This is a genomic window from Campylobacter sp. GB48 (assembly GCF_049221845.1).
In the GTDB taxonomy this organism is placed as follows: Bacteria; Campylobacterota; Campylobacteria; order Campylobacterales; family Campylobacteraceae; genus Campylobacter_D; species Campylobacter_D lari_C.
Map to the genome: position 1 here is coordinate 1 of NZ_JBMJAR010000003.1, position 24,242 is coordinate 24,242.

The window sequence follows — 24,242 nt, forward strand, 5'->3', positions numbered from 1 at the left end:
TTTTTAGCTGTGCTTATATGCATTGAAAAAGTCCTTTTTATATATTTTGCATGTTTTATAAGCTAATATTAGTATTTTATTTATAAATTTTTACTTAAGTATAATTTAAGATAGTAAATATCTTAAATACTGCAAACATAATAATATTAATATTTCTAATAATAACTATTGTAAAAATTTAATCTTATTTTCTAAAACACTTTTTGGGGTAAGTCCGATGAATTTTTCATTTATTTTGCCTTTTTCATCATAAAAAACTATCACAGGCACGCCATAAATTCCACCCACAGCTTTAGACAAAAATGAACTTGCTTTGGCTTCATATAAAAGTGGCAAATCTAACTTTTTTTCCAAAAGAATTTTTTGAGCTTCTTCTTTTAACTTAGCTCCATTTAGCACCGCTAAAATAGGAAAATTTCTTTCCTTATAAAGCTCGTTTAGCATAGGAATTTGCGCATTACATGCACCACAATCTTGCGTGAAAAAAAATAAAGCATAAGCTTGATTTGCATTTTGTGTTTTTAAGGTTTTTTCAAAACCATCATATTTAAAAGTATAGTTTTGATTTGAATTTAAGGTTTGAAATTCGTTATTTGAGCATGCACTAAAGAAAAAAATGCTTATTAAAGCCAAGAAGCAATAGAAGCTTTTAGTTGCGACCATGGTTTTTCTCCTATGATTTTATCTTGTACAATCCCATCTTTAATGACAAAAGTAGTTGGCACTGCAAAAACGCTAAATCTTTGCCATGAGATATCCAAATCATCTTGTAAAAATATGATATTTTTGTAATCATATTTTGTAGCAAATTCTTCAAAATCCTTACCCTTATCTATAGAATCAAGGGCTAAAATAGTGATTTTTTTAGGATATTCGTTAGCTAGTTTTTCCAAGAGTGGCAAGTCTTTTAAACAAGATGCACAACCTTGCTCTACAAAGGTTAAAACAATGAGATTATCAAAATCAGCTAGTTTGATTTTCTTACCTTGTAAATTTTTAGCTGCGATTTCTGGTGCTTTTAGGCCTATTTTACCACCATTTTTATTGTTGTTTTCAAAACATGCACTTAAAAAAACTAAACATAAACAAGCTAAAATGATACTTTTAATTTTCACTTTTCATCACTCCATGGCTTAAAATGATAGTTCTATCAGCAAAAGTTGCTAAGTCTGGATTGTGAGTGATTAAAACTATGGTTTTGCCATCTTGTTTTAATTTACAAAAAAGTTCTAGAATATTTTTTTCATTTGCCTCATCTAAATTTCCAGTTGGCTCATCTGCTAATAAAATTTCAGGATCATTCACTAAAGCTCTTGCTATACATAGTCTTTGTTGTTCCCCGCCACTTAGCTGACTAGGTAAATGCGTAAGTCTGTGTGAAAGCCCTACTTTTTCTAGTGCTATTATAGCGTCTTTTTGTTCTATACTTGAGTGATAAAACTGCGCTAGCATAACATTTTCTAAGGCATTTAAATAAGGTATTAAATGAAATTGTTGAAAAATCAAACCTATTTTTTCTCTTCTAATCACGCTTTTTTCTTCTTCACTTAAATTTCCAACTTCTTTATCATCTAAAAAATACTCCCCACTACTTTGAGTATCCATCAAAGAAAGTATATTTAAAAGTGTTGATTTACCTGAACCTGATGGACCCATGATAGCTAGCCATTCGCCTTGCTTTACTTCTAGGTTGATATTTTGTAAAGCTTTAACTTCATTAAAATTACGATTTAAATTTGAAATTTTTATAATATTTTTCATCACTCACCCTTTAAATTTTCACAAACATTGATTTTTAAAGCTTTTTTTAGCGGTAAAATACTTGCAAAAAATGCAAATATCAAAGAAACAAGCACCGCAAAAAATACTGAAAGCAATCTAAAGTCTATACTTGCATTAAAAATCAAATACCCAAAAATATTTGCCAAAAAATATCCACAAAAAGCACCAAGTAAACTCGCACTTAAACTTAAAATAAATACTTCAGCTCCAAAGAGCTTGATGATTTCTTTATGCTTAGCTCCTAATGCAAGGTGTAAGGCTATTTCTTTTTTTCTTGAAAAAATCACTGCGCTAAGAGTGGTATTTACACTCAAAGAACTAATGAGCAAAATCGTTAAGCTAATCAAAGCCATCAAAGCTTTAATCTTTTCTAAAATCACACCTTCGCTAATGGACACTGAGGCTATGACTTTAGCTTCTACATTGCCCTTACTAAGTTCTTTTGCTTTTTGATCTAAACTTTCATAATCACCTAGCAAAATAGCTTGAGCATAATTTATCACTTCTTTAGCTGCTAATTCTTGCGCTTTTTTTAAAGAAATGATTAAAACCCCATCTTGCTCATCGTTACTTCTTAAAATAGCTTTGATTTTTACTTTGACTATTTTAGATATACTTGGGTTATAAATTTGCAATTCTTGTCCTATTTTAAGTTCAAGTTGTTTAGCTAAATCAGCCCCCACAAAGGCACTATCTTCACTAAAATCACTCAAAGAAAAACTTCCTTTTAAAACTTCCATAAAAGGCTTAGTAAGCTTTAAATTTGCAAAATCAACCCCAACCACCACTGCACTTGAGCTTTCAAGATTATAAAAACCGTATAAAAATGGGGTTAAAGCCTTTGCTTTCAAGCTTTCTTTGGATTGATTAAACTCGTCCATGCTTAAAAACTCATCATCTTTTGGCGTGATGATAAAATTAGCCCCATAAGCTTTTAATTCTTTAGATAATTTTGTGTCAATATCAAAATAAATATTAAAAAATGAAGCACTAACCATAGCACCCATAAACACAGCTATAAAAATAATACAAACTCTTTTATAAGAAAAAATAAGAGATTTAAAAACCTCTTGTATAAAAAAATTATTTCCCATATAAAACCTCTGAAGTAGAAAGTTTAGAAATTCCTTTGATAGAGAACAAACATCCTAAAAATACTATAAGCATCGCAAAAAATAAACAAATTGGTAAAATAATCCAAGATATAGCAATAGTATGATCAAATATACTTAGAGCAATAACTTCTGAAACCCCAACGCCAAAAGCAAAACCAAAAACTGCTCCAACTAAAGCTACCACAACCCCTTCTAGTGCAAAAATCATATAAATTTGCAAAGTGCTAGCACCCAAAGCTTTTAAAAGTCCTATTTCGCTTTTTCTTCTAAAAATATCTGCACTCATTAAAGATGATATAGCTATAGAAGCTACGATTAAACATATAATGCTAACTACTGCCATTAAAGATTGAATTTTAGATACTATCAAACTTTCTGCATCTGAAATCGCACTCACTACCTTTGTGCTAGCACCTTTAAAATCTTCCGCGATTTGATAAGCAATAGAGCTTACATAAGCAGTACAATACCACTGATCATACTCAAGCTGATTAAGACTATCTACATCGCGTCTTGCTTTTTGCGCTAAATCGTTTTCAGGTATAGTTAAAGCTGAAACTTCTGCTTTGGCAAATAAACCTTCTTTTTTAGAAAGTTTTTGTGCTAAAAGTAAAGAAGTAATGATTTTATTTGAAAAGGCTTGAGTTAAGTCTATAATACCAACAACTTTTGTTTTAAAAATTTGATCATTTTGCACAAGGGTGATTTCATCATCTATTTTTAAATCATATTTTTGTGCTAAGTCTTTTCCTAGCATTATTTCATCTAAACTATCATCTTTTGGGTAGCTTCCTTTGATTTGACTATATTTGTATAATTCTTTAATGCCTGCATAAAAATCATCATCATCTTGCACCTTTATAGCTTTATCAAAATAAGTTCCCACTAAAGAGATATTTTCATAATTTGCATTTGGAGTTTGAATTTTTACTTGGGTATCTAAAAATGGTGCAAAGGCGTTGATATTATTTCTCCAAAAAATTTCTTTTATAGTATGGAGTTTGCTTTCTTCTAAAAAATTTTGATTTTTCAAAGGCTCATAGATTTTATTACCCACTTCCACACTTAAACTTGCGCCTTTAGGTAAAACTAAAATGTTCGATCCATAACTTCTTAATTCTTTTGTGATTTCATTACCTATGCCCAAAGTAAGATTTAACATCGTAGCCATAAGTAAAGTAGCTAAAAAAATCGTTAGTAAAGCTAGAGATTTTTGAATTTTATTTTGAAAAATGGAATTTTTTACAATCTTAATTTGCATAGTCATTTCCTAATAAATTATGAATTCTATATTTTGAAGTCTTATTCATATCGATGTATTTTAAAGGATCATTTTTAAACTCTTCATAGTTTTTTTCATTAGCAAAAAAATATGTTCTTCCTTTATAAACATAAGATCTTGGCGCTTTTAAATTAATAAGCTCAGTATTATCAATAGGATCATAAACTTTCTTTTCTACTACTTGAGTGAAAAAATTTACCCCATCTAAAATTTCTGAAAAAGGTATGATAACTTTGCCATTTTCAAATTTATATTTCATAGGGATAGGATTACATCCACCTGCCTTACCTACACTTGGTAAGAAAATTCTAACATTACATGAGATACAAATTAACTCTCCACCTTTTTTAACATAACCCATATCTCCACATATACTACAAGCATCAAAAACTGCTACTGGTGAGTCTTTATCTTCTCTTTTGTTGATTAAGAAAAATCTTACCACTTTACCCTCATCGCTAATATAAGCAAAGCGGTGTAAATTATTATCTCTTAAAATAGCTACATCAAAGACAAATTCATCATTTTCATTTGGCTCTACATAGGTTGGCTCATCTATAGTTACCGGTCTTGAAGCATGCAAGTCATAAAAGAGAAAAATACAAAGACTCAAAATCATAGCACTAAAAATACTTGCACTAAAATTAGTTATAGTTGAATTTTTTGCTTGATTTTTTCTAAATTCTATATCAAAATCTTTTTTCTTAGTATTTTCACTTACTCTTTGCTTTAGAGCTAAAACTATAAAAAGCCCTAATAACACAAACCATCCATAAGTATAAAATTTAGCATAATACACACTTTTTGCCACATAGCTTAAATACAGGCTTTCTGTTTCTATCACGCCTTCTCTCATAAGGTGTAATAAAATTTGCGCTAAAGCTTCATTTAGATAAAAAATTACGATAATAAATAAAAATAAATTTAAAAACTTGAATTTAAATTCTCTTAGCCATCTTGTAAAAAGATAAACCACAAAACACACAATAAAAGCAAGTAAAATAAGCCCAAAAGAGCTAATCGCTAAAGAATCTAAAAAATTAGTGCTTAATATAGGAAAGTCTATAGAAATATGTAAGTATTTTATACCAAAAGCAAAAGATAATAAAAAAAGCAATATTGCTTGAATTTTTTCTTTTAAAAAATTATTTTTTAAAAAAGAAAAAATGATAATGCTCAAAAACAATAAAACAAATAAAATATCATTAGAAAAATACAACAAATCATAACTTAGCGTTTTAGCGCTAATAAAAAAAGCAAAATAAGAAAAAACAAAACCCACAAAAGCAAGTTTAAACACTAAAGAATTTTTTAGATTATAAAAAAATAAAGCACTCAAAAGCGCATAAGAAAAAAATACTCCAAAAAAATGTACAAAATAAATCGACATAAGCTCTTCTTTGATAGAATTTATTTATAAAATCAATAATTTCATAAATAAACCCTAGCAAAAAGCTAGGGAAAAATCACTTAGGTTTTCCTGTGTATTTGAAGTTGTATTTAACTGAAAATGGCTCAAACCACTTGCCAACACCTGTTTCTTTATCAACATGGCGTCCAAAACCTTGTTTTTCTGGGCTTTCTATTAAAAATACTAACTCATAATTTCCTATACCTGTATCCATTTTTAAATTCGCACCATAGTGAGGGCCATCATCTGCAACCATAGGCATAAGAGTTCCTGTTTTTACTTTACCATTATCAAGATTAGTTAGCTTATAAGCTATAGTTAAATAAGGGATCCAAAAGCCTTCTGGAAAGCCGTTTTTATTGCCCTTTAATGCATGAATGTCTGCTTCAAGGTGAATATCTGCTAAACTTGCTGCAAGGTCAATCCCTCTTGGCTCCATTTCGATTGGTTGTAAATAAACAGCTGCTATTTCCATGCCATTTAACTCATAAGGATCGCCAATTGGCACCTCTGCTGCAAAAACTGAACTAGCTAAAATACTAGCTGCTGCGCCTAAACTTAATAAAGTTTTTTTCATATTTTTTCCCTTTTATTTGAAATTTGCTTTGTTATAAAAATACCCATAATGAGTAAGATTAAAACCATAAACTGAGGTATGATGCTCTCATAGTAAGGATAAATTCCAAGCCATAAAATTCCTTCAAAATCAAAAGGAAGTAAGCTTGGGGTGATAACCTTAGCTTCTATGAGCTCACCAATGCCTTTGCCTGTAAAGACAAAGACCATATAAAAAATAATGTATGAAGTTATATAGAAAAATTGTTTTACTGGTATTTTTAAAGCACCAGCTTTTAATAAATAATAAAGTATGATAAGTGCGATTAATCCACTAGCTAATCCTATAAATATAAAACTATAATCGGTACTTGTTTTTGCATCAAATAATAAAGCCTGATAAAAAAGAATAGTTTCAGCACCTTCTCTATATACAGCTAAAAACACACTAAACCATAAGGTTTTTGCTGAATTATTAGAAATAGCTTCAACTGCTTGAGTTTTTACATAATTTGCCCATTTTTTATTTTGTGCATTTGATAAAAGCCAAAAACCCACATAAAATAATAATGCAACAGCCACAAGCATAGTAATGCCTTCTAGCAACTCTCTACTTTGCCCTGCTTGTTCTTTAAAAATCCATGAAATAAAAAATGCGGTTACAAAACTTAAAAACACTCCACTCCAAAGTGCTGAATATACTATATTTAAACGCTTTTTATTGCCACTTTGAACTAGGTATGAAACTATAGCTACAATGATAATTAAAGCTTCCAAACCCTCTCTTAAAATAATACCTAAAGCCCATATAAATAAAGACATAGGTGAGGATTCTTGAATTTTATCTAAAGAGCCTTCTACCAAGGCACTAAGCTCGTCAAAATTTTGTTTTAATTCTTCTTTAGAAGCACTTGCTTTAATAAGCGCAACGCCTTTTGAAAAATAACTTTCTATTTTTAATTTCAAAGCGCTATCAATAGCACCAATTTTACTTTCCATACCACTTGCTTCAAAAATATCCAAATACACATTTTGTAAAGCATCTATGCTATTTAAATTAAATCCCTCATAATTTTGTAAAATATCATTAAGAGCAATTTTCATATCATCATATACTTTAGTATAGTTTTTAGTACTCATAGCACTCTCATCAAAACCTTTAACCTGAAGTAAAGCTAATTCTTCTTTAGGCAAAGCTAAAAACGCTTCATATAATAAATCTGATATATTTGAAATTTCATCTCTAATAGTTTTTTCATCTAAAGTATTAGCATTGATTTTTCTTATAATAGTTCTAAGTTTAGTTTGAATTTTTTTATCCACCCCTGCTTTAGTATATCTTGCTACTAAAACTTCTACTTTTGAATTTCTATAATCTTCAAACAATGCTGATTGAATCAAATCTTTAGCTTTTTGATAGTCTTTATTTACAAAAGCTAATGCAGCCTGATCAAGCTTTGAAATCATCGAATCCATTAAAAATTGCAATCTTGCATCCAAAGCCGAAGCTTCTTGCAAAGCTAGCAATGCTTCATCTTTTTGAGTGCTTTGTTCTTGAGCAATCAAACTTTGAGTTGAATTTTGTGAAGTTTGTTCTTTAACATTCTCTCCAAGCAAAGCTGCAAACATTGCTTCAGCTTGTGCTTGACGCTCTTTTTCTGCTTTTAAAGACGAGCTTTCAGCTGCCTTTTTATCATAATTTACATCACTAGCTTCAGCTTTAAGTTGAAAGCCTTTTTCTAAAATAGGAACTATTTCATCTAAATCAAAATACAAACTACTAATCAAAGCTTCTATTTTAGAAAAATCTTCTTTATCTTTATATAGCTTTCTTAAATTAACAAATTTACGCTCCATAACAATGGCTTTTCTACCAACATTACGCCCAATAGAACCTTCCATTGTTTCAAAATGTTGAAAATAAGCATCTTCTGCTTTTTTCTTTGCTTCTAAATTTTTATTTTCTTTGTATAAAATCATACTTTCATTTAAAATTTGCTTGATTGCTTGAGCTTCTTTTTGATAATCAATCTCTCTTGCATAAATAATAGAACAAAATAAAAAAATCATTAATAAACTTATTTTTCTAAACACTATTTTCTCCAAAAATGATATTCATTTTTAAAATCATAGTCGCAAGTATAGTACTAGCTTTCTTAAATTTAGATAAACATTATCATTATTTATTTCATAATAAATCAGATGAAAATACTACAAAATGCTACTTTTATCTACAAAATAAGCTAAAAAATTCTTATTTTTAGGATTATTGTTTATTTTTTATTTATTTTAGTTATAAAAATAAGTTTTTCTTTGCTAGTATGTGTCGTTTTTAAATTATAAATGAGTTTTTATGATAGTAATTACCCATAAAAAACCAAGTAAAATCAAAAAAATGTTAAAAAATTTAGGTTTTTGGGTAATTATAGGAATAATAGCTGGCATTAGCCTTGGCTTATTAGATAAAGAACTTGCATTAGCTAGTAAAATCGGGGTAGATTATTTTACACAAGCTTTAAAAATTCTCATAGGACCTATTATATTTTTAACCATTGTTTTAGGAGTTGTTAGTCTTGAGAGTTTAAAACAAGTTGGAAGTATAGGTGCTAAAGCTTTATTATACTTTGAAGTAGTGAGTACTTTTGCTTTAGCTATTGGTATTTTTATGGCAAATTTATGGGACCTGGAAAAGGAATGAATCTTGATCCAAGTACCTTAGATAAAGATAGCGTAGCTCAATTTGTTAATAAAAACATAGAAATAAGCGCGCAAAATGAGATTTTGCATATTTTAAAAGATGCTATACCTACTGACATCATCGCTGCTTTTAGCGAAGGAAAAACCTTGCAAATTTTAGTTATAGCTCTAACTTGTGCTTTTATTGTTTCACTTATGAGGGTTGATGAGAGAAAAGCTATACAAAAAACCTTAGAAATAATGCAAAGCTTTGTTTTTAAAATTCTAGAAATTATTATGTATTTTTCTCCTATTGCTGCTTTTTCTGTGATGGCATTTTTAGTGGCAAAATATGGGCTTGATTCTTTATTAAATTTAGGATATTTACTTATTGTTATGCTATTTGCTTCTTTGCTTTTTATCTTTGGAGTTTTAGGATTTATTTGTTTTATTGCCAAAGTTAATATTTTTAAATTTATGCGTTTTATTTCAAGAGAAGTTTTGATAGTTTTTGCCACAAGCTCTAGTGAATCAGCACTAGCTCCACTTATGAGAAAACTTGAAAAAGCAGGAATTTCAAAGGCTACCGTGGGTTTGGTATTGCCAACTGGATATAGTTTCAATCTTGATTGTACTAATATTTATTTAGCTATGAGTTTGATTTTTCTTGCACAAGCTTTTAATGTAGAACTTTCTTTGATGCATGAAATTAGCATTTTAATCGTACTAATGATAGCTTCAAAAGGTGCTGTTGGTGTAACTGGTTCAGGTTTTATCATACTAGGAAGCACACTTGCAGCTTTATCTAATATGCATATAGCAGAAGCTAACAATGGCTTAGGAGCAAGCTTAGGAGAGGTTTTACCTGTGGCTACTATTTCTATACTTTTGGGTGTGGATAAATTTATGACTGAAATTCGTGCAGTAGGAAATTTATGTGGTAATAGCGTAGCAGCTTTAATCGTAGCTATTTGGGATAAACAAATAGACTGGGAAAAATTCCGCTACGCTCTTGATAATCCTAAAGAATTTACAAATGCAGGTTTTGATTAAAAAACCTCTTTTTGTATTTTTTCTACATATTTTTCTCTTAACTTTTGAGTATAAAAACCTACTTTACCATCATTAATTACCTTGCTATCTGCTTTTATAACACCCAAAATCAAAAAAGTAGCTGCAGAAATAAAGACCTCATCAGCTTCATATACTTCTTTCATACTAAAAGCTCTTTGATCTACTTTAAGATCAAGTTCTTTTGCAAATTTCAAGATATTTTTACGGCGAATTCCTGGTAAAATTTCATTAGAAAATGGCTTAGTGATTAAAGTTTTATCTTTTATAATAAAAGCTGAACTACTAGAAGCTTCCGTTACTAAAGCATTTTCCACCATAAAAGCTTCAAAAACCTTAGCTTTTACAGCTTCCTCTTTTGCAAGACATTGAGCTAATAAAGAAATTGATTTTATATCCCTTCTTTTCCATCTTAAATCAGCTGTTGAAATAACACTCACTCCGTTTTTAGCATGCTCATGCTCAATCACCTTGCATTCAAAAGCAAAAGCCATAATAGTAGGTTTTAACCCCTTTAAAAGAGCAAAATTTCTACTAGCAACCCCTCTAGTAACTTGCATGTAAAGTCCACCTTCTTTAAGAGAGTTTTTAATGATTAATTGCTCTAAAATATTTTCAAATTCTTCTTTTGTATAAGGAATTTGTAATTCAATTTGAGCCAAACTGCGCTCAAAACGCTCCCAAAATTCTTCCTTATCAGCTATTTTTGCATTTACTACAGGAACTACTTCATAAATTCCATCTCCAAAGATAAAACCTCTATCAAAAACACTCACTTTAGCTTCGCTAGCTTTTACAAACTCATCATTTAAAAATACTATTTCCATTTCTTGCATAAACCCTCCTTTTAATCAAATAAATCAACAATATCTTTTGACAAATCAAGCTGATTAGAATAATAAAAATACTTAGCTAAAACTAAAATTCCTATATAAAATTCTATCTTTTCATCCAAAAATTGCTCTATGTAAACATGGGCATTTTGTATGATTTCTTTTGCTCTATGTGGATTAGCTAAATAATAATCAAGCAAAGCTTCTACATTTTCATAAGCATCATCAATCAAAGCAAAATGCTCATTTGGAACTAATTTTCCTTCCATAAACCAAGTTTCATAGCGCATTTTGGGGGCTAAAACTAACGAATTTGTTTTCATCGCCCACTTTAAGTTGCTTGCTACGTCATTACCTTCTAATGAAAGTAAAAATTTAAACTGGGTTTGATAGGCTCTACTAATTTTAAAATTTAAATTCTTAATCCATTTTTCGGCTTGAATTTTTCTACCACCAACATGAGCAATATCACAACGAGAATTATCAAAATACTTTTCAAAAAATTTAATACGATGAGGCTGATAAATCGCGCCTCTAAAAAAAAGCAAGTCTTTTTTATCTTCAAATTGATTTTTATCTTGTATAAAATCAAAATGTCTGTTTTTATCTAATTTTAAAATGATGTTATTAAAACCATTTTTAACTGGTCTTGATTTGGCTATGCTTGGATATTTAAGGTTATAACTAATATCCCCAAAACCTTTAATCCATAAAAAATCATCATTAAAATATTTACTAATTGCATAAGCATCATAAGCATAGGAAGTTTTTTTAAAAGGAAATTTTCCTATTTTTTCATAATTTTGAAAATTTTTTATATCAAAAAAATCATTTTGTAGATTGTAATAATTTAAGCGATTAATAATATTATCTATATTTTTTAGTTTTAAAATTTCTTTTAAAATATTTTGCAATTGATTTTGATAAATTTTTCTAGGTATAAAACTTTTAGCTATACCTTTTACATTCATCATAAATCTAGAATCTGCCATTTTTCTTCCATTTTGATATTAAAATAACATAAATTTTATCACAAGATTTCATTTACAAGACTTAAAATTTTAGTTTATTTAAAAACAAAAATGTTAAAATCACAAAAATCACAAACTAACTGGGTAAAAAATGAAAATACAAGAATTTATCTTAAACTTTATTTTTAAAGTTTCAAATCAACCTGTTAATTTAAAGGATTTACTAGAAGCAAATGCCTTACTTAATGAGGGCATGATGATAGATCCTGCGAAATTAAATTTTAAATTTAAGGTGTTTAATTCTTATCTTATTTATGCATTTTTTTGTATAGCTATTTTAGTTCCTATGCTTATCATTAGTCATTATTTTTTAACAATTATAGATTTTCATATTAGTATTTTAAGTGCTATTTTTGTCACTGCTTGTGTTTTTATTGGCTATGATATTTTTAAAATTTATACTAGAAAAATTATTAGTAAAAGATTGCTAAAAAAAGCTTGGGCTTTACATTTTCCATATTTTGCTTATGAAAAATACTCAAAAATAGCAGAAAATATTTACAATCAAGCTATCAAAGAAGAGATCCCAAAAAATCAACTTGAGCAATATGTTTTAGAAAAAATCATTCAAACACAAGATTAATCTAAAAAGTCTAAAACCTGATTTTGAAAATACAGCGCTTCAAGCTGTCTTTTAAGTTCTTTGTTTTCTTCATCTAAAACAAGTTCTTGCGATCTTAAATCCGCTATATCTCTACTTACATAATAAATTTGATTTCTAATATAAATTTGTGGGAAAAATATCAACAAAGCAAATGCTATCATCAAACCTGCGTATAATAAATTTTTAGGACTTAAATTTTTATTTTCCTCACTTACTATGCTGTCCAAAAGCTCGTATTTATCTTCTTGATTATATTCTTGGTTTTCTTCAAGTCTTACTTTTTCTTCTAAAATTTTTTGCTCTTGTTTGGCTAATTTTTCTTTTTCTTTTAATTCTTCTTGAGCTTTTTTTATTTTTTCTTGTTCGATTTTTTTTTGCTCTTTTAATTCTTGCTTGAGCTTGGCCTTTTCTTTTCTTTTTTCTTTTAAATCTTGAAATTTTGAAGCGACAAAGACATTACTTTGAGTAAGAATTTTAGATATTTGAATAGAATCTTTATTTTCTTGCTTTTTTTCTATTTTTTTAACTTCTTGTATTGATTTATTATTAATTGCTTTAGAATTTGCAATATTTTTTTTATCAAATTTTTCTTTTTGTTTTTTAAAAAAATTAAGTTGTAATTTAAAAGGTTTTTTTTCTTCTAATTTAACATTAATCAAATCCTCTTTTAAATAAATAGCGGATTGTTTTTTAGGTTTTTCTTCGTATTCTTCATCAAAATCTGTAAATTTAGGTCTTTTTTTACGTTGTATTCTATTTTTTAATATACGATCACTTTCATTGAAGTTTTGCTCATATTCTTCATAAGGCCTACCTTCTTTAATAGCCCTAGAATATTTCAACATTTTTTCACGTATATTTTGTTTTTCTTTTAAAAAATCATCTTCAACCATTATTTACCTAAAATAAAAAATTCTCATTTTTGCACAACTTGATCTGCTATTATAGCTTATTTCTTCTTTGGAGGCACTTATAGCTTTTTTACTTAAAATTTTCCCAAGACTATGTCCTTTGCCACATTCGCATTTTATGGCTCTTTCATCACAAATACAGTCTTTTTCCCATCTTTTAAAAGTATTTTTTACTATCCTATCTTCCAAAGAATGAAAGCTAATAATAGCTAATTTACAATCTTTTAATTTTGCTTTTTCTATATTTTCAAGTAAGGATTTTAACTCACCAAGTTCATTATTTACTTCTATGCGTAAAGCCTGAAACACAAGCAAAGCTAGAGATACATTACGTCCTTTTAACTTAGCATTTCCTATAATTTGACTTAATTCTTTTGCACTTGTAATCTCTTTTTGACTTCTTGCATTGATAATTTTTTGAGCAAGCATTGAAGCAACCGGTGTTAAATCTCCATAGTCTTTAAAAATTTGCTCCAAAGCTTCCTTGCTGTAAGAATTTACCACTTCTTTAGCGTTTAAAGGATTATTTTGATCCATTCTCATATCTAAAAAATCAGAATTTAGCGAAAAACCCCTATCATTTTTATCAAGCTGCAAAGAAGATACGCCAATATCAGCTAAAATTCCTTTTAAGTTTTGCGTTGAAATTTGAGTTAAAATATCTTTAAAACCTATATGATTAAAACTTATCCTATCTTGAAAATTTTTTAAAAATTCTTTAGAAAAATTTAAAGCTTCTAAATCTTTATCACAAGCAATTAATCTTAGTTTCTCATGGGCTTGTAATAATGCTTTAGAATGTCCTCCATAACCCAAAGTACAATCTAAAAAATCTCCACTATCAAAATCATCAAAAGCATCTAAAACTTCTTGCAATAAAACAGGAATATGTGGACTTTGCAAAATAAACCTTTAAAATATTTTTTAGTATAATATCTTAGTTAAGTTTAAAACAAGGTTTTTAATGAATAAAGAAAATATCATTTCTCAAATTAAAATACTTTCTACTTCAATGTTTAAAAAAAATTTTTTTGGAATTTGTCACGGCTCTGTTTCAGCTAAATTATCTCAAGGATCATTTATTATCAATAAAAATAATGCGTTTTTAAATCAACTAGATGAAAAAAATCTAAGTATTTTAAAATTTGCAAAAGATTATAGCTGGGATGAAGCTAGTAGTGATTCTGAAATCCATAAAAGTATATATGAAAACATACCTGAAGCTAAATTTATATGTTTTGCTTGCCCAGCTTATACCTTATCCATGAGCTTAAATCATGATTTTATAACACCTCAAGATTATTTTGGTGAAATTTTTTTAGAAGAAATTCGAGTTTATAATCCCAAAAGTTATGAAGACTGGGAAGATAGATCACAAACTGAAATTTATCGCTCTATGCTAGAGCAAAAACAAAATTTTGTTGTTGTAAAAGGTTATGGTATCTTTGCTTATGGTAGAACAAGTTATGAATTAGGCAAAATTATAGATTTAATTGAAAATTCTTGCAAAATCATCCATTTAGCTGAAACAAATTTATCATAATCTTTTAAAATTAATTTTTTATTAATCACAAATTATCTATAATTTATGGTTTAATTTATTTAATTATGGATTGGGGTTAAAATGCTCACTTGGATGCAGCATCATAAAAAATATTTAGTTGTAACTATTTGGATTAGTGTTATTGCTTTTGTTGGAGCAGGTTTTGTTGGTTGGGGGAGTTATGATTTTAACACTGACAGATCAAATTCTGTTGCAAAAGTAGGCGATGAAAAAATAAGCTATGATGAGTTTAATCTTAAATATTCTCAATTATTTGGCTATTATTCTCAGCTAAACAATGGTAATTACACACAAGAACAAGCACAAAAAGATGGCTTAGACACCCAAGCTATCAATGAACTTATACAAGAAAAACTATTACTTTCTTATGCTAAAACCTTAGGTTTGAATGTAAGTGAGGAAGAGATTGCTTATGATTTAGCACATCAAAAAATCTTTCATAATGCTTCAGGTGTTTTTGACAAAAATTTATACTACAATCTGCTTGCAAGAAACAACTATACACCAAAAACTTATGAAAAAATCATTCATGATGAGTTATTACTTAAAAAAATCAATGCTATTTTAAATTTACAAATCAAACCAAATGAACTTGATATGTTTGGTGCAAGTTTTTTAATGCAAGATAGTTTAAAAGTTCAAGCTATAAAACTTGATAACAAAAACATAACAATTGATGAAAAAGAACTAAAACAAACTTGGGAGAAAAATAAAGAACTTTATAAAACACAAAAAAGCTACGAACTTGCAACTTATTTTTTAAACCCTGATATAATCAAAGTTGAAGATAAAGAAATCCAAGCTTACTATGAAGAAAATAAAAATGATTATAAAGATTTTGCGGGGAAAATTCTAAGCTTAGAACAAAGCAAAGATAAAGTTATCAAAGACTTAAAACTTTCTAAACTTAAACTTAAAGCCAATGAAAGCTATGTAGCTTTAAGAAAAAATGAGCTTAGTTTTGATAAAAATATCACAATCGGCGATGCTGATATTTATTATCCTTTGGAAAATATACAAAAAGCTAAAGAAAATGATTTTATTAAGCCTTTTAAATTTGAAAATGGTTATATAGTTGCAAAAGTTATAAAAATAAATCCTATACAAACTATGACTTTTGAGCAAGCTAAAAACGAGGTAAGTAAACTTTATTTCAAAGAAAAAACCAAAGCCTTATTGGAAGAAAAAGCAAAACTTGCCCTAGATAATTTTCAAGGTATAGACATAGGAACTTATAGTCGCGATTCAGCTAAAAATACAAAAGTAGGTGATATGATGAATGATACTGAATTTAGCGAGTTTTTAATGCACGTATTTGACTCAAACAAAGCTAAATCTTACGTATTATTTGATGATAAAGCGATTGTTTATGAAATCACAAAGCAAACTTTAGAAAATAAAAATAAAGAAGAAATTTATAAATTTATCATAGAGCAAAGCGCTAAGCAAACCAAGCAAGCTTTACTTAAGGAAGAATTATTAAAAAAACTTATAGAATTATATCCAATTCAACGCTATTATAAAGGAAATACAAATTGAATATTTTAGGAATTGATTTAGGCTCAATACAAACTTGTGCTATTTTGGCACAAAAAAGCGAAGAAGGACTCAAAATCATTGGTTTTGGAAAATCAAAATCAAATGGTATAAAAAAAGGAGCAATTACCAATATAGAACTTGCTTCAAAATCTATAGAAGAGGCAGTAGCTGATGCACAAATGATGTCAGGTGTGCATTATGATAAGGTAATTGTATCTATTTCAGGTGCTTATGCAAAAAGCGTAGATAGCATAGGTGTAGTTAATATACCAAATCATGAAATAGGTATTAAAGAAATTCACAGAGCAGTAAGCACAGCAAAACATACTGCAAATATACCTAGTGGATATGAAATCATTCATGTATTACCTTATAATTTTAAAGTAAATGATCTTGAACATGTAGAAGATCCTTTAGGAATGAGCGGAAACCGTCTTGAAGTTTCAACACATATTGTAATCTCACAAGAAGTGCATATAAAAAATCTAAAAAAAGCAGTTGAGCTTGCTGATCTTAGAGTAGATAACATCGTTCTTTCAGGCTATGCTTCTTCTATTGCATGTTTTGATGATAGCGAAAAAGAATTAGGTGCTATTTTAATCGATATGGGTGGAGCAGTTTGTGATATGGTCATTCATACGGGTAATTCTATACGCTATAATGAATGCTTACAAATTGGATCAGTAAATATCACTAATGATTTATCCATAGCTTTACATACTCCACCAAAAGAAGCAGAAAAATTAAAACTAAACTACGCTTCTTTAGCACAAAATGAAAATTCTATCATACAAATACCATATATGGGTGATGAAAAAAGAAAAAATGAAGTTTCAGTAGAAGTTATATCTAATGTAATTTATGCAAGAATTGAAGAAACTATTATTATTTTAGCTAAAATGCTAAGTGATAATGCTTGTGCAAATCAAGTAGGAGCAGGTATAGTATTAACAGGCGGAATGACAAAATTTGCAGGACTTGACAAACTTGCTTCAGCTTATTTTGATAATAAAGCTGTTAGAATAGCGACCGCAAAAAAAGATACTATGGATGGCTTTAGAGAAATTTTTGAAGATGCAGAAAATAGCTGTGCTATAGGTCTTTGCTTATATGGTGGTGGACATTTTACTCCTTATGAATTAGACTCTAATGAGAAACTAAGATATAAAGGAGAACCTGAATTTATCAATAAGCAGATTAAACAAAATCTCACCATAGAAGAGCACGAAGAAGAAAATAAAAATTTTGAAGAAATTTTCCAAGATCAAAAAGACTTTGAAGAGGAAAAAACAGAATTAGCAAAAGTTGAAACCAAAAAAGATAAAAAATCAGGTTTTATGCATAAATTTTGGAATAAACTAATAAACCAGTTCTAATAGGAGATACAATGAGCGAATATCTAGTAGAAGAAATGCAACACGCAAAAGGCGCAAAAATAAAAGTCATAGGCTGCGGTGGCGGTGGCGGTAATATGATAGATCATATGGTAAATATGGGCTTGCACGATCTTGATCTTATTTCAGCAAATACTGATGCACAAGCCATAGCTAAATCTTTAGCAAAAACTAGAATTCAACTAGGTGAGAAAAAAACCAAAGGTTTAGGTGCTGGAATGCAACCAGAAATTGGAGCGGAAAGCGCAAGAGAAAGTTTCGAAGAAGTAAAAGCTGCTTTAAGTCAAAGCGATATAGTATTTATTTCAGCAGGACTTGGTGGTGGAACTGGTACAGGTGCGGCTCCTGTTGTAGCACAAGCTGCTAAAGAAGTAGGCGCATTAACCGTTTCAGTTGTAACTATGCCTTTTGCATTTGAGGGAAAACAAAGAAAAAAATTAGCAGAAGCTGGCTTGGCTGAATTAAAAAAAGAAAGTGATTCTATCATTGTAATCCAAAATGAAAAACTTCTTAGCATACTTCCAAAAAAAGCAGGTATAAAAGAAGCATTCAAACTAGTAGATGATATCTTAGCTAGAGCTGTTAGAGGTATGGTGTCTATCCTTTTAGAAGATGGCGATATTAATGTTGACTTTGCTGATGTTAGAACCGTTATGAGCCATAGAGGTTTAGCTTTAATGGGCGTGGGCCATGGAGAAGGCGAAAATGCTATCATGGACGCATTATCAAGTGCTATAGAATCTCCATTATTAGATGGTATGACTATGAAAGGCGTTAAAGGCGTAATTATCCATTATAAAATTGGTCCTGAATGCTCATTGATAGAAATTTCACAAGCTACTCAAAGCATTAGCGATATAGCAGATGAAAATGCAAAAGTAATCTTTGGTGCAACTACTGATGAGAGCATGGGTGATCGTGTTGAAGTAACTATCATTGCTACAGGTTTTGAAGATAAAGCCGAAATAGAAAGTACTAAAGAACAAGAAGAAAGTAAAAAAAATAGTTATATGAATTTGCGCAAAGCTAGTGGTGGATTTGATGAAGAAGTGATTTCTCAGCTTGATGTTCCTGCTTTCTTGCGTCGCCAGATGGATTAATTTTTTAGTAAAAATCCTTATATGAATTCTTCATTATTATGTGATTTTTACGAACTAAGTATGGCTTATGCATATTTTAAGCAAAATATGCATAAGCAAATTGTTTATTTTGAAGTTTTTTTTAGAAAAGCTCCTGATAATGCTTCTTATGCTGTTTTTTGTGGACTAGAGCAAATCATAAATCATATTAATCATTTTTCTTTCTCTCAAAGCGATATAGATTTTTTAAAAAATACTCACAAATTTGATGATGATTTTTTAAATTACCTTTTAACCTTAAAATTTAGTGGAGATATACTAAGCGTTAAAGAAGGTGAATGTGTTTTTGCTAATACACCTTTAATGATCATCAAAGCACCTATAATAGAGGCTTTATTGTTAGAAACTTTCATACTTTTAATTCTAAATCATCAATGTCTAATTACCACTAAAGCTAGCAGAATTGCTCAAATTGCAAAAGAAAAACTACTCTTAGAATTTGGTTCTCGTAGAGCCCATGGAGAAAGTGCGGCTTTAAATGGTGCTAGAGCTGCTTTTGTAGGTGGTTTTCATGCAAGTGCTTGTACTTTAGCTGGAAAAAAATTTGACATTCCTATTAGCGGAACCATGTCTCATGCTTGGGTGCAAATGTTTGATGATGAGTTAAGTGCTTTTAGAGCATATTGTCAAATTTATAAAGATAATATAAGTCTTTTGATTGACACTTATGATTATAAAAATGGTATTGAAAATGCTATTTTAGTTTTTAATGAATTAAATGCGCAAGATTCTATGCAAAATTATTCCATTCGTATTGACTCAGGAGATTTGCTTAAGATCTCTAAATATATTAGAAAAAAACTAGATCTTGCTAGCTTAACAAAATGTAAAATCATAGCTAGCAATGCTTTAGATGAGTTTATCATAGAAAAATTACTAAAAAACAAAGCTCCAATCGATGCTTTTGGCATTGGAGAAAAGCTTATTACTTCGGCAAGTTCGCCTATTTTTGGAGCTGTTTATAAGCTTGTTGCATTAGAAAAAAACAATCAAATCATCCCTAAAATAAAAATCAGTGCAAGCTCAAGTAAAACAACCCTACCACATTTTAAAAAACTTATAAGGTATTATAAAAACAATAAAGCAAGTTTTGATATTTTATATACACATGATGAGAGTATCAAAAATTATCAAGGTTATATATATAAAAATTTACATGAGCTTATTTTTAAAGATGGAAAATTAGTTTATGAGCTTCCTAACTTGAAAAATATTCAAGAATATCATAAAAAAAGTATTGATGGTTTAGATTTTAAACTAAAAAAACTTCAAAACCCAAGTATTTATAAAGTAAAAATTTCTAAAAAATTACAAAATATGCAAAAAACTCACTTAGAAAAAAATTAATCTTTTTCTCTAAGTTTTACCTCATCTTCTACTTCAAGTAAAAATCTATCCACAAGCTCATCTTCTTTTAATTTTGCTACCACTTCACCATGTCTTATAACTAAACCTTGATTTTTTCCAAAAGCAATCGCCACATCAGCACCTTTAGCTTCACCCAGAGCATTTACAACACAACCCATAACACTTATATTTAATGGTTCTTTTATATGTTTAGTTTTTTCTTCTACTATTTTAATCGCTTTAATCAAATCACTTTGAATTCTTCCACAAGTTGGGCATGAGATGATATTTACTCCACTTTTTTGCACTCCACTATCTTGCAAAATAGCCCTTGCTACTTTGATCTCTTCTTCAAGCTCCCCTGTCATAGAAACTCTCATTGTATCGCCTATACCTTTTAGAAGTAAACTTCCTAAAGCAATCGAGCTTTTAACCGTGCTATGAAATTTAGTTCCTGCCTCAGTAACTCCTAAATGAAACGGATAATCACAAAGTGGTCTTAGAGCTTCATAAGCTTTTATGGTATTTTGCACATCTGAAGTTTTCATAGAAATTTTAATATCAAAAAAGTCTAAATCTTCTAGTAATTTTATATTATACAAAGCACTCTCAAGCATAGCTTCTATATTATAACCATATTTATCGCTAAATTGCTTTTCTATAGAACCATGATTTACCCCTATTCTAATAGGAATTTTTCTTTGTTTACAAGCTTGCACCACTTCTTTAATATTTTCTTTTGAGCCTATATTTCCTGGATTAATTCTCACCCCATCAATAAATTCAGCGCAAAAAACTGCTAACTTGTGATTAAAATGTATATCCACTATTAAAGGCAAGGGACTTTTTGCTTTGATTTCTTTTAAAGCTCTTGCATCTGCCATATCCAAACAAGCTAAACGCACTATATTCGCACCGGCAAAATAAAGCTTATTAAGCTGCTCTAAACAACCTTCAATATCTCTTGTTTTAGTAAAAAGCATAGATTGCACCGAAATAGGAGCATCACCACCTATTAAAACATCACCTACTTTTATTTGTCTTGTTTTGTATCTTTGATATCCCATTATAAGCTCACTTTTTTATTTTATTGTATACTTTTTTGACTTTGTAAAAATTAAAATCAACTAAAATCAACTGGATCTATATCACAAGTAATATTTTTAAAGTTTAAAGCAAAATGCTCAAATTTCACAAACTCGTGATGGGTATTAGCACGTAATAATACATAAAAACGCCATTTTTTATTTAGCATTTCAATGCCACAAGCACCATGCCCTACTAATTGTACTTGTTTTAATTCTTGAACCTTATTAGCTATAAATTCACACAAATTTAAAGCTTTGTTTTTATCCTCATCTTCAATAATTAGTCTTAAAAGTCTTTTAAATGGGGGATAAAGCTCATTTCTAGCATTTAATTCATCTTTTAAAAAGCTATCATAATCTTGTATATATTTTTCAAAAAAAGATCTATTTTTAGTTTGCAAAAGCACCCTACCCTCACCCTTTCGACCCGCACGACCTGCTACTTGCATAGCAAGAGCCAAAGTCTCTTCTAAGGCTTTAAAATTAGGTCTAAATAAATACTCATCAAGACCCAAAATCACACTTAAATCCACGCTGTGATAATCATGTCCTTTAGCAAGCATAGAAGTACCTACTAAAATATCAATTTTTTCTTGATTAAAATCTTTTAAAATCATATCAAGCTTTTTTACACTGCTAATCTCATCACTATCAAATCTTTTTATAATAGGATTAAACTCAACTAATTCTTTTTCTAAAAGCTCACAAAGCTCTGCTGTGCCCATTTTTTTAGCTTCAAGCATAACTCCATTACAAGTTGGGCAGGTTTGATCGATTTCTTTAGTAAAATTACAATAATGGCATTTTAATGCATTTTTATTTTTGTGCAAACTCAAAGCAATAGAACAAAAAGGACATTTAATAGTATTAGCGCATTCTTTGCACAAAATTTGTCTAAAATTTGCCCTTGTAGGTAAAAATACCACGGCTTGCTTTTTATTTCTTAAGCTAATTTTTAATTCTAAAAGTAATTTTGATGAAACACTAAGCTCACTCTCATCATACAAAAACTGCTTTTTGCTTTCAAAGAAAGTTCCTTTAAGTCTAAAACAAGGATGTTTATAAAAACTTACAACACTTGGAGTAGCAGAACCTAAAAGAACTTTTATATGCATTTTTTTTGCTATAAATAAAGCCAAATCTCTTGCATTGATTTTTGGATTATTAGAAGCTTTGTAAGAATTATCATGCTCTTCATCAATAACAATCAAACCTAAATTCTTAAAAGGTAAAAACAAAGCCGACCTAGCTCCCACCACTAAAAGAGCTTTTGAATTTGCCAAATCTTGCAAATATTCTTGCTTTTTTTTCTTAGTAATTTTAGAATGCCATAAAAAAAAATGCTCACCAAAATACACTTTTAATCTTTTTTGCATTTGCGGAGTTAGAGCGATTTCTGGCATTAAAAGCAAAACTTGCTTTCCTTGCTCTAAATATTCTTTTATCAAGCTAATATAAATTTCAGTTTTACCACTTCCTGTATCACCAAATAGCAAACTAGCTTGTTTAGTTTTTATAAATTCCAAAGCCTCTTGCTGATTTTTACTTAAACTAGGTGTTTTTTCTATATGAATTTTTTCATTTTCATACTCTTTAATACTTTCAAACATACCCAAAACAAAAGCTATTTTACTAGCATAATAATAAGCAATAAATTGAGCAAGTTCGTATTGGTATTGTGTTAGTTTAAAACCTGTTTTTTCTTTTATAGCTTGGGTTTTAAAATCAGGCTTTGAACATTTTTGTAAAATTATAGCTTTAAGATTTTTTTTCCTTGCAAGATCAACTACCACCTCATCTAAAATTTCAAATTCTTCTTCACTTTCATAAGTTAAGGTATCTAAATAATATCCTTTAATAGCAAGTTGATAAAAGTTCAAAACCCATAATCCTTACAATTTAAACTCACACATTCTAAAAAAACTTTTTCACTATTATAAGAAAAATCTATGTAATTTTTAGAATTTATGAAAAATCTATATTGAGTATTTGCTATTTTCGTCCACGATTTTTTAGATGAAATGATTGGTTTTTCTAAAACGCTGTAAGTGCATTGTTTTGTATTTTTATGATTTTGAGAATTAGAACATACAAATAATTTTTGATTTTCACTATTTATTAAAGCTTCATCTAAAATTGTTGGAAAATCCTTACTTTCTTTAAATAAAAACTGATTTCTAAGTAAAGACAAAGAAGCATTGATAAGCTCTACCTCACTTTTTACTTGAATGAGTTTAGCATCGTTTTTTCCAAAAGAAAAATACGGATAAGCAATTACGCTAAGAATAGCAATAATCATCATACAAAAAACAAGCTCTATCAAAGTAAAAGCTTTTTTTGTTTGCATTTATTTTATTTCTTCATCGATAGTATTGATAAGTTTATTGAGTTCTTTTTTTAAGATATAGTTTTCGTAGCTAAGTTTTACAAAAGCATTAATGAAATTTGCAAGCTCTATCTTGCCTGTGCCTCCAGAAATTAAAGCAATTTCATCTTCAAGATGATTTGCAAATTCATTGCTGCATGTTACAACAAAGTCTTTTGCATAGACATTAATTGTAACTTTTCTTTGGTTATTGTTTGCCAAGAACTGCCTCTATTTTTTTGATCACATCTTCACTTTCAATATTTTTATTTTTAAGCTCTTCTTCTAAGCGTGCGATTTGATTGTTTTTAGCTTCATTTTGTGCTTTTACACTCACTAATTCATTTCTTAAATTTTCATTGATTTCACATACTTCATTATATTTAGCTAAAAGCTCATTTACTTTATCTGTCATTGTGTTGATTATTCTTTCATCATACATATTTTCTTGCCTTTATTGATTTTATATTTAGAGTATTTTAAACACATAATTGTAACAAAAAAAAATTTAATTTTGCATAGCTTTTTGTTTTAA

The 24,242-nt window shown here is 29.0% G+C and carries 23 protein-coding genes and 1 pseudogene; 7 read left to right on the forward strand and 17 right to left on the reverse strand.

Annotation, left to right across the window (positions count from 1 at the left end):
• Positions 1–165: 165 nt before the first annotated feature.
• The 8 genes from ACOTVC_RS02455 to ACOTVC_RS02490 all read right to left on the reverse strand — a co-directional run bounded on the left by ACOTVC_RS02455 (position 166) and on the right by ACOTVC_RS02490 (position 8,215).
• Positions 166–663 carry a TlpA family protein disulfide reductase gene (locus ACOTVC_RS02455; RefSeq protein WP_308400701.1) on the reverse strand — a complete coding sequence of 166 codons (498 nt, stop codon included), beginning with the start codon at positions 661–663 and terminating at the stop codon, positions 166–168.
• Positions 624–1,115, reverse strand: coding sequence for a TlpA family protein disulfide reductase (locus ACOTVC_RS02460; protein WP_257906674.1), 492 nt, complete (start codon positions 1,113–1,115; stop codon positions 624–626). Before ACOTVC_RS02460 ends, ACOTVC_RS02455 begins: the two co-directional genes overlap by 40 nt.
• Positions 1,105–1,761: an ABC transporter ATP-binding protein gene (locus ACOTVC_RS02465; RefSeq protein WP_039618899.1), complete on the reverse strand. Its 657-nt coding sequence runs from the start codon at positions 1,759–1,761 to the stop codon at positions 1,105–1,107. The genes ACOTVC_RS02460 and ACOTVC_RS02465 overlap by 11 nt, the downstream gene beginning before the upstream one ends.
• Positions 1,761–2,876 carry an ABC transporter permease gene (locus ACOTVC_RS02470; RefSeq protein WP_257933336.1) on the reverse strand — a complete coding sequence of 372 codons (1,116 nt, stop codon included), beginning with the start codon at positions 2,874–2,876 and terminating at the stop codon, positions 1,761–1,763. Before ACOTVC_RS02470 ends, ACOTVC_RS02465 begins: the two co-directional genes overlap by 1 nt.
• A complete protein-coding gene (locus ACOTVC_RS02475; RefSeq protein WP_214115284.1) occupies positions 2,866–4,158 on the reverse strand; it encodes an ABC transporter permease in 1,293 nt (430 codons plus the stop codon). The genes ACOTVC_RS02470 and ACOTVC_RS02475 overlap by 11 nt, the downstream gene beginning before the upstream one ends.
• Entirely contained in the window at positions 4,148–5,569 is a 1,422-nt protein-coding gene (locus ACOTVC_RS02480) for a Fe-S-containing protein (protein ID WP_257912925.1), read from the reverse strand. The genes ACOTVC_RS02475 and ACOTVC_RS02480 overlap by 11 nt, the downstream gene beginning before the upstream one ends.
• A 76-nt stretch (positions 5,570–5,645) precedes the next feature.
• Positions 5,646–6,167: a ferrirhodotorulic acid transporter, periplasmic binding protein gene (locus ACOTVC_RS02485; protein WP_012661874.1), complete on the reverse strand. Its 522-nt coding sequence runs from the start codon at positions 6,165–6,167 to the stop codon at positions 5,646–5,648.
• Positions 6,164–8,215 carry an FTR1 family iron permease gene (locus tag ACOTVC_RS02490; protein WP_257912926.1) on the reverse strand — a complete coding sequence of 684 codons (2,052 nt, stop codon included), beginning with the start codon at positions 8,213–8,215 and terminating at the stop codon, positions 6,164–6,166. The genes ACOTVC_RS02485 and ACOTVC_RS02490 overlap by 4 nt, the downstream gene beginning before the upstream one ends.
• Positions 8,216–8,498: 283 nt before the next feature.
• Here ACOTVC_RS02490 and ACOTVC_RS02495 point away from each other — a divergent pair.
• Positions 8,499–9,874 (forward strand): annotated as a pseudogene (locus tag ACOTVC_RS02495) (cation:dicarboxylate symporter family transporter).
• On the opposite strand, the gene ACOTVC_RS02500 reads toward ACOTVC_RS02495, so the two are convergent.
• Complete coding sequence (locus tag ACOTVC_RS02500; RefSeq protein ID WP_039628732.1) at positions 9,871–10,728, reverse strand: D-amino acid aminotransferase; 858 nt, start codon at positions 10,726–10,728, stop codon at positions 9,871–9,873. The pseudogene ACOTVC_RS02495 and the gene ACOTVC_RS02500 sit on opposite strands and share 4 nt — an antisense overlap.
• 11 nt (positions 10,729–10,739) lie before the next feature.
• Positions 10,740–11,717, reverse strand: coding sequence for a glycosyltransferase (locus ACOTVC_RS02505; protein ID WP_214116688.1), 978 nt, complete (start codon positions 11,715–11,717; stop codon positions 10,740–10,742).
• A gap of 130 nt (positions 11,718–11,847) precedes the next feature.
• On the opposite strand from ACOTVC_RS02505, the gene ACOTVC_RS02510 reads away from it, so the two are divergent.
• Positions 11,848–12,339: a hypothetical protein gene (locus ACOTVC_RS02510; RefSeq protein WP_039628736.1), complete on the forward strand. Its 492-nt coding sequence runs from the start codon at positions 11,848–11,850 to the stop codon at positions 12,337–12,339.
• Here ACOTVC_RS02510 and ACOTVC_RS02515 read toward each other — a convergent pair.
• The gene (locus ACOTVC_RS02515; protein ID WP_047208505.1) at positions 12,336–13,253 is read right to left on the reverse strand and encodes a hypothetical protein; all 918 of its coding nucleotides are present in this window, start codon (positions 13,251–13,253) and stop codon (positions 12,336–12,338) included. The two genes, ACOTVC_RS02510 and ACOTVC_RS02515, sit on opposite strands and share 4 nt — an antisense overlap.
• Before the next feature lie 3 nt (positions 13,254–13,256).
• Positions 13,257–14,174, reverse strand: coding sequence for a 16S rRNA (cytosine(1402)-N(4))-methyltransferase RsmH (gene rsmH, locus ACOTVC_RS02520; protein ID WP_214099207.1), 918 nt, complete (start codon positions 14,172–14,174; stop codon positions 13,257–13,259).
• Between the two features lie 61 nt (positions 14,175–14,235).
• Here rsmH and ACOTVC_RS02525 point away from each other — a divergent pair, with 61 nt between their 5' ends.
• The 5 genes from ACOTVC_RS02525 (at position 14,236) to ACOTVC_RS02545 (ending at position 20,254) form a co-directional block, all read left to right on the forward strand.
• Positions 14,236–14,814 carry a class II aldolase and adducin N-terminal domain-containing protein gene (locus ACOTVC_RS02525; protein ID WP_039628741.1) on the forward strand — a complete coding sequence of 193 codons (579 nt, stop codon included), beginning with the start codon at positions 14,236–14,238 and terminating at the stop codon, positions 14,812–14,814.
• 81 nt (positions 14,815–14,895) lie between these two features.
• Entirely contained in the window at positions 14,896–16,374 is a 1,479-nt protein-coding gene (locus ACOTVC_RS02530) for a peptidylprolyl isomerase (RefSeq protein WP_421627623.1), read from the forward strand.
• A complete protein-coding gene (gene ftsA / locus ACOTVC_RS02535) occupies positions 16,371–17,750 on the forward strand; it encodes a cell division protein FtsA (protein WP_214116374.1) in 1,380 nt (459 codons plus the stop codon). Before ACOTVC_RS02530 ends, ftsA begins: the two co-directional genes overlap by 4 nt.
• An 11-nt stretch (positions 17,751–17,761) precedes the next feature.
• Positions 17,762–18,868: a cell division protein FtsZ gene (gene ftsZ, locus ACOTVC_RS02540; RefSeq protein ID WP_214116376.1), complete on the forward strand. Its 1,107-nt coding sequence runs from the start codon at positions 17,762–17,764 to the stop codon at positions 18,866–18,868.
• Positions 18,869–18,889: 21 nt separating this feature from the next.
• On the forward strand, positions 18,890–20,254 hold the full coding sequence (locus ACOTVC_RS02545) for a nicotinate phosphoribosyltransferase (RefSeq protein ID WP_214116377.1): 1,365 nt from the start codon (positions 18,890–18,892) through the stop codon (positions 20,252–20,254).
• Here ACOTVC_RS02545 and ispG read toward each other — a convergent pair.
• Genes ispG through ACOTVC_RS02570 form a run of 5 tightly spaced genes read right to left on the reverse strand, consistent with a single transcriptional unit; the run spans position 20,251 to position 24,149 of the window.
• Positions 20,251–21,321, reverse strand: coding sequence for a flavodoxin-dependent (E)-4-hydroxy-3-methylbut-2-enyl-diphosphate synthase (gene ispG / locus ACOTVC_RS02550; protein WP_047208510.1), 1,071 nt, complete (start codon positions 21,319–21,321; stop codon positions 20,251–20,253). The two genes, ACOTVC_RS02545 and ispG, sit on opposite strands and share 4 nt — an antisense overlap.
• A 56-nt stretch (positions 21,322–21,377) precedes the next feature.
• Positions 21,378–23,222, reverse strand: a complete 1,845-nt coding sequence (locus ACOTVC_RS02555) for a primosomal protein N' (RefSeq protein ID WP_214116379.1) — start codon at positions 23,220–23,222, stop codon at positions 21,378–21,380.
• On the reverse strand, positions 23,219–23,689 hold the full coding sequence (locus tag ACOTVC_RS02560) for a type II secretion system protein (protein WP_214116381.1): 471 nt from the start codon (positions 23,687–23,689) through the stop codon (positions 23,219–23,221). Before ACOTVC_RS02560 ends, ACOTVC_RS02555 begins: the two co-directional genes overlap by 4 nt.
• Positions 23,690–23,929, reverse strand: a complete 240-nt coding sequence (locus tag ACOTVC_RS02565; protein WP_012661889.1) for a hypothetical protein — start codon at positions 23,927–23,929, stop codon at positions 23,690–23,692.
• A complete protein-coding gene (locus ACOTVC_RS02570) occupies positions 23,916–24,149 on the reverse strand; it encodes a hypothetical protein (protein WP_012661890.1) in 234 nt (77 codons plus the stop codon). Before ACOTVC_RS02570 ends, ACOTVC_RS02565 begins: the two co-directional genes overlap by 14 nt.
• Positions 24,150–24,242 lie beyond the last annotated feature (93 nt).